General features: G+C 36.6%; 8 protein-coding genes. 4 read left to right on the forward strand and 4 right to left on the reverse strand.

All coding sequences use genetic code 11. From position 1 onward, the window contains the following. Positions 1-40 precede the first annotated feature (40 nt). Positions 41-4,033 carry a lamin tail domain-containing protein gene (locus IPI31_01630; GenBank protein MBK7566503.1) on the reverse strand — a complete coding sequence of 1,331 codons (3,993 nt, stop codon included), beginning with the start codon at positions 4,031-4,033 and terminating at the stop codon, positions 41-43. Between the two features lie 576 nt (positions 4,034-4,609). Between IPI31_01630 and IPI31_01635 the strand changes: the two genes are divergently transcribed. Beyond that, positions 4,610-5,947, forward strand: coding sequence for a hypothetical protein (locus tag IPI31_01635; GenBank protein MBK7566504.1), 1,338 nt, complete (start codon positions 4,610-4,612; stop codon positions 5,945-5,947). Between the two features lie 215 nt (positions 5,948-6,162). Here IPI31_01635 and IPI31_01640 read toward each other — a convergent pair whose 3' ends face one another. Together IPI31_01640 and IPI31_01645 are read right to left on the reverse strand one after the other, a co-directional pair. Beyond that, a complete protein-coding gene (locus tag IPI31_01640) occupies positions 6,163-6,591 on the reverse strand; it encodes an energy transducer TonB (GenBank protein MBK7566505.1) in 429 nt (142 codons plus the stop codon). Positions 6,592-6,662: 71 nt separating this feature from the next. After that, positions 6,663-7,085, reverse strand: coding sequence for an energy transducer TonB (locus IPI31_01645; protein ID MBK7566506.1), 423 nt, complete (start codon positions 7,083-7,085; stop codon positions 6,663-6,665). A gap of 510 nt (positions 7,086-7,595) precedes the next feature. Here IPI31_01645 and IPI31_01650 point away from each other — a divergent pair. After that, positions 7,596-10,865: a PKD domain-containing protein gene (locus IPI31_01650; protein ID MBK7566507.1), complete on the forward strand. Its 3,270-nt coding sequence runs from the start codon at positions 7,596-7,598 to the stop codon at positions 10,863-10,865. 501 nt (positions 10,866-11,366) lie between these two features. Then, on the forward strand, positions 11,367-14,423 hold the full coding sequence (locus IPI31_01655) for a PKD domain-containing protein (protein ID MBK7566508.1): 3,057 nt from the start codon (positions 11,367-11,369) through the stop codon (positions 14,421-14,423). Between the two features lie 242 nt (positions 14,424-14,665). On the opposite strand, the gene IPI31_01660 is transcribed toward IPI31_01655, so the two are convergent. Further along, positions 14,666-14,857 carry a hypothetical protein gene (locus tag IPI31_01660; protein MBK7566509.1) on the reverse strand — a complete coding sequence of 64 codons (192 nt, stop codon included), beginning with the start codon at positions 14,855-14,857 and terminating at the stop codon, positions 14,666-14,668. A gap of 192 nt (positions 14,858-15,049) precedes the next feature. On the opposite strand from IPI31_01660, the gene IPI31_01665 reads away from it, so the two are divergent. Next, on the forward strand, positions 15,050-17,002 hold the full coding sequence (locus IPI31_01665) for a T9SS type A sorting domain-containing protein (GenBank protein ID MBK7566510.1): 1,953 nt from the start codon (positions 15,050-15,052) through the stop codon (positions 17,000-17,002). The last annotated feature ends 13 nt before the right edge of the window (positions 17,003-17,015 follow it).

A 17,015-nucleotide genomic window follows, 5' to 3' on the forward strand; every position in this document is an offset into this window, starting at 1 on the left:
AAATTTAAACTCCTTTCTCCTCTCTCCTTTCTCCTCCCTCCTACATCCAAATTATTTTTTTCACAACCACATCATCACCTGAAATTATTTTTATCCAATAAATTCCTGCGGAAATATTATTGCGTTTGATTTCGATTGGTTCGGTGATTTGGTAATTTATTTGATGTAATATTTTTCCGGAATTATCGGAATAAATTAATGTGATGGGATTATTCGAATTGGATTCTATTTCAATAAAAACAGATTCATTTGCAGGATTTGGATATACTGATACATTTATAACTGAATTAATTTCATTAATAGAAACTAAACAGTCCGGATCAAATTCATTTGTTGGAGATCCTTCGGGGCAACCGGCGAACCAATTTTCTGCTTCATTCATTTTTCCGGTTGCATCAAGGAGTTCGAGTGTTTTACCTAAACCATCTGCTTCGAGAGGCCAGGGCAAAATATCGTTGTACATCATTGTAAATTGAATTACTCCTGCATTATCAATTAATCGAAGTTCTTCTCCTCCCCCATCTAAACCAAATTGAAATGGTCCTGTAAAATTGGTAATGGAAGTATGTCTGGAAACCAACTTTGTAATATCATTTGCGACAACATATCTTTCATTGGCATTTAAAATTGTTCCGGACGAGAAGGTATATAATAAAGTATCTTTATCATCAACAAATTTCCATCCTGAAATGTCGATATCATTTGATGTTGTGTTCCATAATTCTATCCAATCGCCTGCATCGCTTGCGGCAGAACTATGGTAATTAATTTCGCCGAATACAATATCATTTTCGCAGGGTGTATAATAAGTTCCGGGAGATCCGCGCAAACAACCATCAAACCAGCTGGAAGGACTATTTGGATCGATACCAGGAATAATTAATTCCAAAGTGCGTCCCGTTCCGTCAGCGCCTTTTGGCCATGATAACGAATCGGAATATTCCACATTAAAAATCGGATCGTTGGCGAGATCAAATAATTTAATAACATCTCCACTGTTGTCAAAATTAAAATAGAATCCACCAATAACATTAGTAACATCAGGGTAAATGGAATTAAATTTTTCCATATTTTCTGCGATCACCAAATAATCAGCGGAAGCGAGTTGTGTTCCGAAAGGAATATTGAACAAATATGCATCAGATCCATCTTTTAATTTCCAATCACTTAGATCCAATGAAATAGGTCCATTATTATATATTTCCACCCAATCACCCGCATCAATAGAATTATTGCTGTTGTAATTAATTTCTGTGACCACTATTTCGGGAATTATTGCTGATCCATTAAATATTGCAACAAATGGTTCCGATTCATCCAAATTAATTGTAAGAGAAACATCAGTAGATCCAAGAGGAATTAGATCATTTGCTTCCCAATTACTAAATGTATATCCGGGATTTGCAATTGCAGATATTGTAACCGGCACTCCATCAAAATAAATTCCAGTCCATGGTGATACTCCCGGTATAATAGTATTTATTTTTATATATCCTGCACCTTCCGGTTCCACACTTAAGGTTATGGTTCTTTGTCCGGAAAGACTGAATGAAGTATTAATATGTGATCTCGCAGTATTGCGTCTGGTTACATTATAATCTAAAACATAATCAACGTAATAATCAACGGTTCCTATTGTTGGAGAACCCCAAACCTCCACCTGATGGTCGATTTCCGTTGCAATGGAATCGCGCATGGCATATATGATAGGCTCCATGTATTCAGATTTGTAAATTGTATTAATAAGGTCGGCAAATCTGTTCACAAAATAATTGCGCAACTCAATATTATATAAAGTTTTGTCGAAAATTTGTGAGAATGCATTTGGATAATAGGGGTTACGCGTTAAATCAATATAATTATCCGAAGGAACCGAACCAAAAAATCCCATTGCACCATCTGTATCGTACATCAAAAATCTCCATTTGCCACCATTCTGTTCGCGCCACAATTTCGTATTATTTACTCCCCAGTAATATCCTCCAAAATCCACATTCTGATAATATATCTCTCCGATATAATAGTCGATGTAATTTTCAACATCTACATTTGTTTCAAATTTATTATAAAAAGCCTCTGATGCAGGATCAAGTGCCATTAACTGATAATATAAATTAACAAATCCTGTATCGCTCCCATTTAATGCACCCCAAGCATTTAAAAAATCAACGTTATTATTATCTACCCCATAATTACTTTCCACAAAATGTTCATCCGCCTTTTCGCGAATTTCATATAATCCCCAGGGTTGACCATTTATAAACAACATACAAGGTTGCCATTCCTCATAATCAATATGTGTTTCTTTCATCACCTTTGCTAAAAAAGCATCCTGAAATTTATAGGACCAAACATGTTGACCACCATTTCTTAAATTAAAATTATTTATTTCACCCAATTCCGGTTTTGCACCAAAAAGCGGATAATCCAATGCGCCATCGTATTGATTTTTAAAATCAACACGAAATCCTTTTTGCGCTTCTGCCCTGCTCCAACCTCCGTGAATTTCCAACGACATGTCTTTATTCCATTGTGGGATACCATCTTCCGTAAAATATTCTATATGTGCAAAACGCTCCCATGGTTGCCAGAAATTTGCACCAAAATATGGATATGCACCATCGTAACAACATCCTAATTCGTAAATACCTGTATCGTAATCAAATAAACTTCCCGGGTCTATGGAAATAGATAAAATGGGAAGTGTATATTCATCTTCATTAATAAAATAAGTTTGTTTTATCATTTTTCCCGGCAACAATGTTCCTGAACTAAAACATTTAGCGGAGATCACTGTATTTTCATCAATAATAATTGGAAAAGAATATACGGGTGATAATTCAGTAACTGCGGATCCGTCGGTTGTATAATGAATCACCGAAGTTGCGGATACAGAGGAAAGTGCTATCACTTGAATTCCGGTATAAAATCCGGATGTAATAGAAAATACCGGATCGGGTTCATAACCGGCATAACAAAATGCAGAATTATTGGAAACGGAAGGTGAAATATCAGTTGTAATGCACCAACTACCTGCATCAGGAACACGCGCAATACTTTGTGCAAGTGCAATGTCGCCTGTGTATTTTGCATCGAGAATAATTCCGGTAACATCCGATAAATAAATTGTTTCTCCGGTATTACTTATTTTGAAATTTGTTTGATTGTATTCCACTGCGCCCGGAAACCATGCAGGAACATCTTCAAAATATTCCATCTCATTATTAATTCCAAACGACAACCAGAAATTAGACGAGAGGTCGGAAGATGCAAATGCTGCATTGTGTACCTGAATACATAAATAATTTGTGCCTTCCACCAATAAAGCATTTATTGTTGCTGCGGAAATTTCCCATAATTCAGGATCATAACCTGCATACATTGCCGCTTCATGATCAACGGTTGCCAAGGTATTATATGCCGGCGGAGTGCCAAAAATATTTGTTGAACGTGCAATTTCCACTCCATTTAAATACGCAACAAAAGCATCATCGTAATCTGCATGAAATTTTGCATTTTCTAAAACAGTAATATCAGTTACATTAAATGATTGGCGCATATAAACAGATGGAGTTGTACCAATTATGGTATTATCATCGCCATCGCCATATCCAATTCCACCCTCGCCGATCAACCAACTTAAATCATTAAAACCGGGAGTTTCCCAATTGGAAGGAGGTTCAGAATTTCCAATAAAATATCGCCATACATCATCATTATTTACTGCCGTTTCCCAATGATTAATATTGGTCAAAATATTTTCCCCATTCGCCAACACTAATAAATAAGAATTCGGACTTAATGTGATGTTTGGGAATTTCCACTTCAGAGGATTTATAGCATCATCACTCAAACCATAATTCCACAAGTTAACTGGACTTACACCTGCATTATAAAGTTCTATCCAATCATTTTGTTCTCCGTTTACATCTGTAATAGTACCTCTCGAAGCAATTTCATTTATCACAACCTGACCACGCATCAGAGAAGTTATTCCAATAAATAAACCCAATAACAATTTGTGTCTGGTCATTTGTGTGGTGTATGTTAAGTCAAAGTTAACAAATAAGGAGGGAATCGTGGGATACGTGAATCGTGAATCGTGAGTCCGTTTCTCGATAACCGGATTATTTTTACTCCTGACTAATGACTCTTGACAATCGTGAAACGTGAACCGTCAATCGTGAATCGTGAGTCCGGCATAATTATGATTGGAGCTTTTATCTCTGACCTAAACCTTTTATCAAGTTGAAGCATTCTCAGTACTCACCACTCACCACTCACCCATTACCAATGAGATGGGAAGTTTTAATCTTTCTCGGAGCACTCTCATTACTCATAACTCATTACTCATTTCGTGAAGCGTCAATCGTGAATCGTGAGTCCGTTTCTCGATAACCGGATTATTTTTACTCCTGACTAATGACTCTTGAAAATCGTGAAGCGTGAATCGTGAGTCCGGCATAAATTACATTGGAGCTTTTATCTCTGACCTAAACCTTTTATCTGGTTGAAGCATTCTCACAACTCACCACTCACCATTCACTATCTAAGTATAAGGTTCTACCTTTGCATAATTATAATAAAAAAGTAAATACTTAAACTATTCGTGAAATTTCCAGATAAATTCTTATCACATTTGATCTCCTGCCCGGGATTTGATCAAGAGCGTTTTGTTGATGCCCATGAAGTGAAACCTCCTGTTTCGTTGCGATTGAATGCAAATAAAAAATTTCAACATCACTATAATAAAAAGGTGCCCTGGAGTGAAACAGGATATTATTTAGACGAGCGTCCTTTATTTGTTTTTGATCCTTTATTTCATGCAGGAGCATATTATGTTCAGGAAGCATCCGGTATGTTTATCGAATATATTTTAAATCAATTACCGGAAATTTCGGAGCAAATAAAAGTTTTGGATCTGTGCGCTGCTCCGGGTGGAAAATCGACGATTATTGCATCCTGCATATCAGCGGAAAGTTTATTGTTGAGTAATGAAATTATTAAAACCCGCATTTCAGGATTAAAAGAAAATGTTACCAAATGGGGTAATACAAATGTGGTAGTTACCAATAATGATCCTGCTGATTTTAAAGATCTATCTGAATTTTTTGATGTGATATTAGTAGATGCACCATGTTCCGGTTCGGGATTATTCAGAAAGGATAATTCTGCAATTCAGGAATGGAGTGAAGAGAATGTTTTACATTGTCAAAAAAGACAAAAAAGAATATTACAGGATATTCTTCCTTCCCTAAAAGTTGGAGGTAAATTAATTTACACAACATGTAGTTTCAGCAAAGAAGAAAATGAGGATATTGTACAATATTTAATTAATGAATTTGGGATGTTGGTGGAGCAAATAAATATTCCTACCGAATGGAATATAATTTCCACAGAATTGGGCCATCGGTTTTACCCTGATAAATTAAAAGGGGAAGGATTTTTTGCTTGTGTTCTCCAAAAAAATAAAGAAATTATTCAAGCGGGAGAAATTAGTGCAAGCGCCTACATGCCTTACACAGCAGCTAATACAGAAGAAGTAAGTGCTATATCTAATTTTATCAACTATCCTGAAAAATATTCTTTTTTTATTTTCAAGGATTCTATATTCAGTATTCAAAAAGAGTTTTATTCCACCCTAAAAAAATTAGCCTCGTGTTTAAGAGTTGTGCAAGCTGGAACGGAGATCGGAAAATTAATACGTGGCGAATTAATTCCTGCCCATGCATTTGCGATGAGTAATTTAATGCACACCACAATTCCCACAATAGAACTTGATGAAACAACGGCAATTCAATATTTAAGAAAGGAAAATATTGTGATCAATTCTGATAAAACCGGATGGGCGATATGTACTTATAAAAACATTCCGCTTGGATGGATAAAAATATTACCTAACAGAGTGAATAATTATTATCCGGTGGATTGGAGGGTGAGAAAATGAGTAATGAGTTATGAGTAATGAGGGTGCCTCAGGTCAGCCGGAAATTTAATGTCTTTATTGGGGTTATAGAGTCTGGGTGAGTGGTGAGTAGTGAGATTGCTCCGAGTGAAAATAATCGTCAGGAGTCATTAGTCAGGAGTAATAACTATCCGGCTCACGATAGGTAAACTCATTACTCATTCCCCGAACTCACGGTTCAAGATTCACCAAAAAAGTCATTTATTATTTTCAGGGGCAGGCGTGCATTCATCTTTTATTTCAAATTTAATGGGTAGCGCAAGATATACCCTTACTTTTTTGTCCCCTGATTTTCCGGGTTTCCATTTTGGCATATTACTTATTACTCTCTGAGCTTCTTCATCACAGCCATACCCAATTCCCTTCTTAATTATTATATCATTTAAAGAACCATCTTTTTCAACGATAAACTGCATGTATATAGTGCCTTCAATACAATTTTTAATTGCCTCGTCAGGATAATTGATGTGTTTCGATAAATAACTATACAATGCATCTATTCCACCTTTAAATTCGGGAGGTTGATCAACAAAAGTATATATAGTTTCAGAAGAAGTTGATTCGGAATTTTGTGCGATCAAATTACCTGAAGTTAATATTAAAAATATTGTAATAAAATTTTTCATAGGGTATGTTTAATAAATTTCTGAGGACAAACATAATTCAATTAGTACCCTTTAAGTAATAACTTACCAATTCAATCTTCCGGTTCCTTTTTAACGGTACAATCTGCAATATCAAATTTGACGGGCATGGTGAAGGCAACAGACACCGGTTTATCGTTTTGAGTGCCCGGTTTCCAGGATGGCATCGAATTAATAACCCGCAAGGCCTCTTCATCGCATCCATAACCTAATCCTCTTGCCACATTTGCTTCACTAACCTCTCCGGTTTCGTTTATCACAAATTTTACGAATACAGTTCCTTTTATACAATTGGCCTTCGCATCAGCAGGGTATTGAAGATTATCGATCAAATATTGATACAAGGCTACCTGTCCGCCATTAAATTCAGGATAGATTTCAGGATTTACGCAAATGATCGAATTTGACGGTTGTTGAACCTGAGCAAAAGTTGTCGTTGTAATAACAATTGCGAAAAGAAAAAAAAGATGTTTCATATTGATTTTGTTTTAAATTGTGACGAACCAATAATAATGAGTTATGAAAGTGTTTAAAACTCAAATCTATTAATTTCCCGGTGCCATAAACTACCCTTTGTGTAAAAATTTAAGGAAAGGCTTAAATTTTACAATTAGCTGATATTATTACACATATCCCATTGAAAAGGAATAAAAAAAGGGTCGTATTTATCTATCTTCATAAAAGCATAAGGCTGTTTTTCGCTACTTTTCTAAGCCCAAATTAATGTCAATTTTACTATAAAATGTGATATGGAAAAAAGGTAGATAATCATTAAATATTTTGAACTTTTTCAATTAAAATAGCTATTTCATCGATAAAATATTTTTAATATATTTATATAATGTGACAACAATAAAATTTTAAAAATGGATCCAAAATGTATATTTTAATAGATTGTGCTTATAAAAACCCATTTCATTACCTACTTTTGATGTCCCAAAAATTTTGATAACCTAACCAAAGCCATACCACCAAAATACACATCAATGAAAAAGACTCTAATCAGCCTGATCCTCCCCATTTGCCTTTTATTTACAACGAGAACAGAAGCCCAAACTTATACAATTGGCGCAGATAATGGCATAAACGGAGCCATGGTATATCCTACTCCCTTTGGCGATTATTACAAAAACATGCGCACCCAACATTTGTATCGGGCATCAGAACTTACAGCGGCAGGAATGACCGCTGGTTTTATTTCTGAGATAAGCTGGGATGTTATAACACTGCCGGCTTCTGTAGATGAAACCGAAGGATACACCATCAAATTATTATCCACAGGAACCAGTTCTCTCAGTTTAACAACCTGGGAATCCGGAGCAACAACAGTTTGGGGTCCAACAGATTATACGCCTGTTGCCGGTATAAATAATTTTGTTTTAGGTGTTCCTTTTTTCTGGGATGGTGCCAGTAATATTATTGTTGAAATTTGCGGTGGAAATCCAGCGGGTGTATTTACCAAAAATGCGCGTGTTACCTGGACCGGTCCATTAGGTTTTAATGGTTCACATACCTATAACAGCGATGTTGAATTTCTTTGTGCTTATACGGGTCCTCTTTATTACGATGATTCACCCGGTGGCCCTGATTACAGACCTCAGATTAAATTCACACAGGTTGCTGCTACCAATTGCGCTGTAGTTCCTGATGCGGGTACGGCTATATCTACTGCTACGGATGTTTGTATTGGTGAAAGTTTTACACTTTCCATTGATCCGATAGTTGCCATGGGCATTACTTACCAATGGGCCAGATCAGTAGACGGACTCGCCTATTCCAACATTGCCGGTGCAACAAGCTCTAACTTTAGTACAACTCAAACCTCTTCTTACTATTATAAGTGTAAGGTTACCTGCACATTAAGTGGTGATGTTGAAACTTCAGATGCTGTATTTGTTTTACAAAATGACCCACTTGATTGTTACTGTATCCCCACTTATTTAACCGGAACAATTGAAGGTGATTATATTAGTCATGTTGAATTAGAAGATATTGATAATGTTACCGGTGCTTCCGTAGCGCCGTTCTACACCTATTATAGTGGAATTTCCACCGAAATTTCTGAATTAGCAACCTATACCATACATATTTCTGTAGGAACTTATGAAACAAACAACAATGTTGCAGCATGGATAGATTACAATCAGGACGGCGCCTTTGGGGTTGGTGAAAAATTAGGAGAGGTGATAAACCTTGCTGCATTCGGAACCGGAAATATCACTTTTACTGTACCAATATCCGCATTAACCGGAACAACAAGATTACGCATAAGAGATGCATGGAATACAGTTGGTATCACCGCCTGTGATGAATATGGATTTGGAGAGACGGAAGATTATAACGTAGAAATTCTGGCCGCTGTTGCACCTACTGCAGCATTCTCCTATACCGGAGATCCGGTTGTGAGCTTTACAGATCTTTCTGCAGGTTCTCCAACTTCATGGTCATGGACTTTTGGTGATGGAGGAATATCCGCACTTGAAAATCCTACGCATATTTATAGCATTAACGGAACATACAATGTTTGTCTTACTGCAACCAATGCAGTTGGCTCAAATACTTTCTGTCAGAATGTTATAATTGACTCTTATTTGCCTCCGGTTTCAGCATTTGCATATGCCGGAGACCCAACTGTTGTTTTCGATGATAATTCAACCAACAGCCCTACCTCATGGTCTTGGAATTTTGGTGACGGAGGTACATCCTTACTTCAAAATCCTGTTCATACCTATTTAACAAACGGGGTATATAATGTTTGCCTCGTTGCTGCAAATGCAACCGGCGAAGATATATCCTGTCAGAATGTAACCATCGATTCCTATTTATCTCCGGTGGCAGCTTTTACTTATTCTGGCGACCCAACAGTAACTTTTGATGATAATTCGACAAATAGTCCAACTTCATGGTTCTGGTATTTTGATGATGGATCCACTTCTACCCTGGCAAATCCTGTACATACTTATGCAGAGAATGGCACCTATAACGTTTGTTTAACTGCAACCAATGGAGTTGGATCCAATACTGTTTGCCAAAACGTAATAATTGATTCTTACCTGTCGCCTTTAGCTGATTTTTCATACACCGGTGATCCAAACGTTGCATTTACCGACCTTTCAACAAATAGTCCCGATACATGGGCTTGGGATTTTGGAGATGGTGGCACTTCCACGCTTGAAAATCCTTCACATACTTATGCACTGAACGGCACTTTTAATGTTTGTTTAACAGCTACCAATATTGTTGGATCCAATACACATTGTGAAAATGTTATAATTGATTCCTATATCTATACTCCCGTTACCGATTTCAGTAATTCCGGTGATCCATTTGTAAGTTTTACTGATCTTTCAACAAATATTCCGGATACCTGGAGTTGGAATTTTGATGACGGTGGAACGTCCACACTTCAAAATCCTACACATAATTATACCGATGATGGAGTTTATAATGTTTGTTTAACTGCATCCAATGCAGCGGGTTCCGATACGTATTGTAAAAATGTAACTATAAGCAGCTTCCCTTCACCGATCGCATCATTTATTTTCAGTGGAGATCCGAATGTTACATTCGCAGATCTTACCACAAATGATCCATATGCATGGGATTGGGATTTTGATGATGGAGGAACAAGTACAGTTCAAAATCCTGTTCATTTCTTTGATGAGAACGGAACCTATAATGTTTGTCTTACTGCAACTGCAGCGGGCGGATCTGACACTTATTGCGCCAATGTTATTATTACAACTTTAGGCTCTGCTCCGGTTACTGATTATACCTGGACACTTACAGGACTTACATTATTCTTTACCGATATTTCAACTAATGAACCTTCCGATTGGTTGTGGCAATTTGGTGATGGCTCCATTTCCGGATTACAAAATCCATCACATAGTTATGCAGTTACAGGAGAATACAATGTTTGTCTTACTGCAATAAACGATTATGGCAGCATGGATAATTGTAAGATAATTAATGTAAATCCTGTTGGCATTTTAACTACTGATGCGGAAGTGATCAGCCTTTATCCGAATCCTGTAACTGATCATACTATCGTTGTGCTTCCGGAATTAATTAATGATCTTAACGAAATCACCCTTTATAATGCTGTAGGAACTCAAATTAATACTGATCAATTGTTTTTAAATAAATCAAATACAACCTTACAGATCAATACAAAATTGTTACCTGCCGGCACTTATACCATTAAAATAGCAAATGGATCGAAATTGTATATAGCACAATTTGTTAAAATATAAAAGAATATTTCAATATCTGGAAATTCTTAATCTCCTTGCAAAAGAATGCTGCATTTAAAATGTGGCATTCTTTTTTTAAAAAAATTTGAATAGATCAACTTCTTACTGAATTTCATAAAATGTTTTTTTCGCATTTCCACGGGAAATTTAATTTACAATCCTCCTATTCAAATTACTGAATGTCTCCCTAAAAATTTTACATAAATGCTTACTTTGTGACACATTTAATTATTTTTTACCTGTAATTAAAATCATTCAATTGTAAAGTTTAAGTAATATAATAATTCATTTTTATGGAATTTTACTATAATTAAAACTTCATGTTTGTTTTTTTTGTTAAACCCATCTCTTATCATACCAAACTGCTTTCCATTTACACTAGAATATCCACACAATTTCTTGTATTGTGACCGTCACGTTACTCCATAAAAAAATTCCGATTTTGATATATTAATACTTATGCGTATTATTATAGTGGGAATAAATCCAAAAAATAAGCATATGAAAAAGATTTTTTCAAGCGTTATATTGATCACCCTCATCAATATAACATTTTCACAAGTTCCCCTCACGATAGGCACCACTACATACGATTATCAAACCTATGGCTCAAGCAACAACCATTTGATTGCTTACCCCGATGGGAAGGTTTCAGCAAGCTGGATGGGTTCCAGCACTTTTACCCCGGCTTTCAACAATCTCGGAACCTATTACAATCACTTTAATGGTGTGTCCTGGGGTTCGTTTCCTACAGCCCGACTGGAAACGGCTAAAACTTATTCGACAGAGCTTCTTACAGTAATGAGCCATGAAGTAGTTGTAGCAGATGACGTTTCAAGAGTTTTACTATTTAAAAACACCACTATTGGCGGCACAAGCTGGACAGAAACCGGCGGCTCCGATGTAATAGATGGTTGGTATCCAATGGCCTATTGCCCCGAAGGAACCGATGATATTTATGTAGTGACCATGAAACCAAATCAGGAGGATCTATTATTTTCCAGGTCTGATGATGGAGGTGAAACCTGGGCAATTTTGGAATCTGCACTGCCAAATACCACAGAAGCCTGGGGATGTGATCTCGTTTTACCGGATTGTTATCAGGTTGTTGTGCATGGAAACGATGTTTATGTGCTTTATGGGAGTTTGATCTCTGATCTGATTCTCATGCATTCCGGCAATAAAGGATTAACCTGGGATGCCAGTCCAACTGTGCTTGTAAATTTTCCTATCGATAATTATGTAGCAGGTGCGGGTGAAACCACGGATTGGGACGGAGACGGGGATTTTGACTGGGTAAATACAACTGACGGCCGACATGAAATGATACTTACTGATGATGGTACTGTGCATGTTTTTGCGGGAAGGATGCAAATTCAGGATGTTTCAGGTGTTACAGGATTTTATTACGATTTTTCAAAGGCCGGAATTTATCATTGGAAAACAGGAGATGCCGCAGCAACATTGCATGATGAATTTGTTATCGATTGGGATGGTGATGGTGATCCTTTTAGTGGAATAACCGATAATCTTGATGCTTACAATTGGGAAAGTTTCACCTTTATGCCCACTGCTTCGTATGATGCTGATATTGATAGAATTTATTTATCGTATATGATGCCTGTGGAAGGTGAAGTTTCGGCAAGCGATCAAAACTATTCCGATCTTTTCGGTACTTATTCCGATGATGGTGGCGATACCTGGTCAGACCCGATAAACCTTACTTATTCTGCTTTTTTGGGAAAGGAAAATGCTTATCCAAGTGCAAGTCCAAGATCTATTGGGAACAAATTCCACGTGATGTGGCAACAGGATAATGAACCCGGAACTTCGCAGGATCCTGCTCCCGGTGATGATGATATTTTAACTAACAACATGAAATATGTTGCCTGGGAGGATACCAGGTTTGAACCCTATAATCCCACTGTTGATTTTACATTTACTTTAAGTCCAGGATTTACGGCAACTTTCACCAACTTGTCAGTAGATGCCGAGGAATATTTATGGGATTTTGGAGATGGATTCACTTCAACTTTAATGAACCCTACGCATACCTATGCTGCGGGAACTTATGAAGTGTGCCTTACCGGCTATAATCATTATGGGGAAGCAACCACATGTCAAACTGTAGTGGCCGTAAATGAACCTATTGCAGATTTTATCTCATTTGGCGATCCCGATGTCTCTTTTGTTGACCTTTCCACGGGAGCTCCGGATACTTGGTTTTGGGATTTTGGGGATGGTTTTACAAGCACCTTATCAGATCCAGTGCATACTTATTTAACTAATGGAACATTCACTGTTTGTTTAACTGTTTCTAATTTAGCAGGTTCAGATACTTACTGTGATGATGTTATAATTGACAGTTACCTCGCACCAACAGCTTATTTTATTCACTCAGGTGATCCAATAGTAACCTTTACCGATCTTTCAACAGGCGGACCAACTTCCTGGTTTTGGGATTTTGATGATGGATTTACGTCAACGCTGCAAAATCCGGTTCATACCTATGTAGAAAACGGAACCTATAATGTTTGTCTTACCGCTACGAATGGAGTTGGAGAAAGTACTACCTGTCAGGATGTTGTAATATCAAGTTATACTGCTCCGGTTGCCTATTTTTCGCATACCGGCGATCCATTGGTAACCTTTACCGATCTCTCCACTAACGAACCCGATGAATGGTTCTGGGATTTTGGAGATGGAATTACCTCTACTTTAGAAAATCCAACACATACATTCGCAGAAAACGGCACTTTTGAAGTTTGCCTTACCGCTACCAATGCAATTGGTTCTGATACCTATTGCGAAAATATTGTTATAGACGGTTATGCTGCACCAAATGCTCTTTTCTCCTTTGCCGGCGATCCAGATGTGAGTTTTACTGATCTATCTACTGGCGATCCAACTTCCTGGTCATGGGATTTTGATGACGGTGATTTCAGTACCTTACAAAACCCTGATCATACTTTTGTTGAAGATGGCACCTATAATGTTTGTTTAACTGTTGAAGGACCGGGAGGCAGTGATGAGGGCTGTATGAATGTGATAATTAACAATGCGGGATCAGCACCAATCGCTGGTTTTACATATGTTATTTCAGGGCCATTAACAGTAACCTTTACCGACATTTCCATTAACGAACCAACCGATTGGGTGTGGGATTTTGGAGATGGTGCAATTTCCGGTATTCAAAATACTGCTCACACTTATGCAACAATTGGTAGTTATAATGTGTGTTTAACAGCATCCAATGCGGCAGGTTTTAATACCTATTGTAAATCTATTGAACTAACGAATGCAATCAACAATTTACAAACTGAACAACTCAACATATATCCAAATCCTGCAACAACGTCTGTTACAATTAGTATGGATAATATTGATAATGACTATGTGTTAAGTGTATATAATACCCTCGGACAAATAATTTCTGTGGAAAGTGTTTTAATTAATGCAAAAATTATTATGCAGGTTAATACATTAGCGGCAGGAAATTATGTTATTAAATTGAACACTTCGCAAGCTGTTTACGAAGGCATGTTTATTAAAGACTAATAAATTGATACCGAAAAAAAAGCCCGTTTACTAAAAAGTAAAGGGGCTTTTTTCTAGCCTTCGCATATTCAAAATTGAATCTCTGTAATGCTTAATATTATTGCATTCATATTTTAATTTGTGCGTAAAAATGCGCAAGGCATAAAAAAAATGAGTCCGGAATTTCCAAACTCATTTTTTTCTTTTAAATAGCTTATTTCATTTTAATTAATTTATCAGTTTCAATTGTATTATTGGAATTTCTAGCTTCGCGAACTTTGGGTAGTATCTAATCCCGAAGTATACATATCAATAGTATCTCCAATCATCGGAATTGTGTCATCATGCATTGTAATAGCCTCTATGCCGCTGTTCGCTGCATTACTTTCCAAAATTGCAAAAGCCTGGTTTGTTATGCCAAGGAATAAAAAAACCATAAATGATAGTTTCTGCATTTTGCATGTTAATAGAGGCATTTTTTTGATTTGGGTTAACTTTTTCATAGTTTTAATTTTAGAAATTAACTTAATTATCTAAATTTACACTAAATATTAATACCATACAATAATGAAAACATATTGCAAGTCACAAAATATTATATAATTGGTAATTTATAACGCATTTATTACCTTTTTAAAAAATTGAAAATGAAACAATTGCCGTTCCTTAGATTGCTGTTTTTTATCTCCTTCTATCACATTTGTATAGACACAAAAGCACAGGCACCTGAAATTTTATGGGAGCACGGTTATGGTGGAAATGAAGATGACAGAGCAGAAAAAGTAATTGAAACACCTGATGGTGGTTTTTTAAGCGTGGGGTATTCAAATTCTACTAATGGTGATATAGAAATTACGCATGGTTTAAATGAATTTTTAGTAGTTAAATCGGATGTGGACGGCAATTTTGAATGGAGTAAAAATTATGGAGGAAGTAATGGAGAATATTGTTATGGGGCATGCATTGGTCTAAATGGCGGATATGTTTTAACAGGACAAACAAATTCTATAGATGGAGATATTAACTTTAATCATGGTGTTTATGACTGTTGGGTGGTAAAAATTGACAGTGTTGGTAATATTGAATGGGAGAAAACTTTCGGTGGAAGCATGGATGATGCGAGTTTTGATATCATACAAACCTCAGATGGCAATTATTTGCTTAATGCCGGAACAGCATCTCATGATGGTGATATAACTGAACTGCATGGTATTGACAAGGCGGATTTTTGGCTTGTTAAACTCAATCCTGAAGGAGATATTTTATGGGAAAAAACGTATGGCTCTACTTCAGATGAAGTCTCTTACTCTATTATTGAAACCCGAAATGGAGATTTTGTAGCTGCCGGTTTTACCACAGGAAATGATGGTGATGTGAGTGGCTTTCATGGGTGGTTTGATTATTGGGTAATTCGCGTAGATAACGAAGGTAATTTGATATGGCAAAAAGCCTTAGGTGGTTCTGATGTGGACAAGGCATATTCTGTAGTTGAAAAATCGGACCATGGTTTTTTAATTGCAGGCGAAACTTATTCCGATGATGGCATGGTTACAGATAACCACGGGGATGAAGATGTTTGGGTAGTTGCCTTGGATAGCGCCGGTAATTTTCAATGGCAAAGAGCCTATGGCGGTGAAGGGAGTGAGATGGCCCGTTCTATTACGCAATACAATGAAAATGCTTACATTTTTGCCGGTGCATCCAACTATGTTGACGGAGATGTATCAGAATTTTACGGTATTACCGATTATTGGGTTGTAGCAATAGATAGTTTGGGAGAATTATTATGGGAAAAAAATTATGGCGGCACCGATTATGATATACCGCAATCTATAATAAAAACCTCCCTAAATGATATTGTAATTACAGGTGCTTCAAGTTCAATTGATATAGATGTTACCGAAACATACGCAAGCAATAATTTCTGGACAGTTTATTTAGATTATTGTGCTCATACTTTTTATTTAGATAATGATGGGGATGGTTTTGGGGATTTGGCTTTTGATACGCTTGTGTGTGCCTTACCGGCCGGTTTTGCTGATAACGCTTTAGATTGTGATGATACCAACGAAAATATCTATCCCGGAGCTGTAGATATTTGTAATGCCATAGATGACAACTGCAATGGAGAAATAGATGAAGATGCAATGTTCACTCCCTATTTTGCTGATGCTGATGCCGATAATTACGGCAATGCAGATGTGGATTCTTTGGCCTGTATACTGCCTGAAGGGTTTGAATTAAATAACACAGATTGTGATGATACAAACCCCGATATTTATCCCGGTGCAGAAGAAATATTGAATGGATTAGACGATAATTGTGATGGTTTTATAGATGAAGGTTTAGCATTAGAAAACATCAATAATTTAAACATCACCATTTATCCAAATCCCACATTTAATATTTTAAATATTAATTACACAGGCGCTCCTCTCGATTATATTATCTATTCGGTTTTTGGCAATATTATTTACACGCAAACCGCAATTTCAAAACCAACACAAATAAATACTACTGCATTTGCTGCCGGTATTTATATTTTGCAGTTTATGAATGCGGAAGGGGAATATTATTCTGTTGCGTTTACGAAGGAATAAATTTTTAATATGA

The organism is Bacteroidota bacterium, assembly GCA_016706865.1.
Taxonomy (GTDB): domain Bacteria; phylum Bacteroidota; class Bacteroidia; order Chitinophagales; family BACL12; genus UBA7236.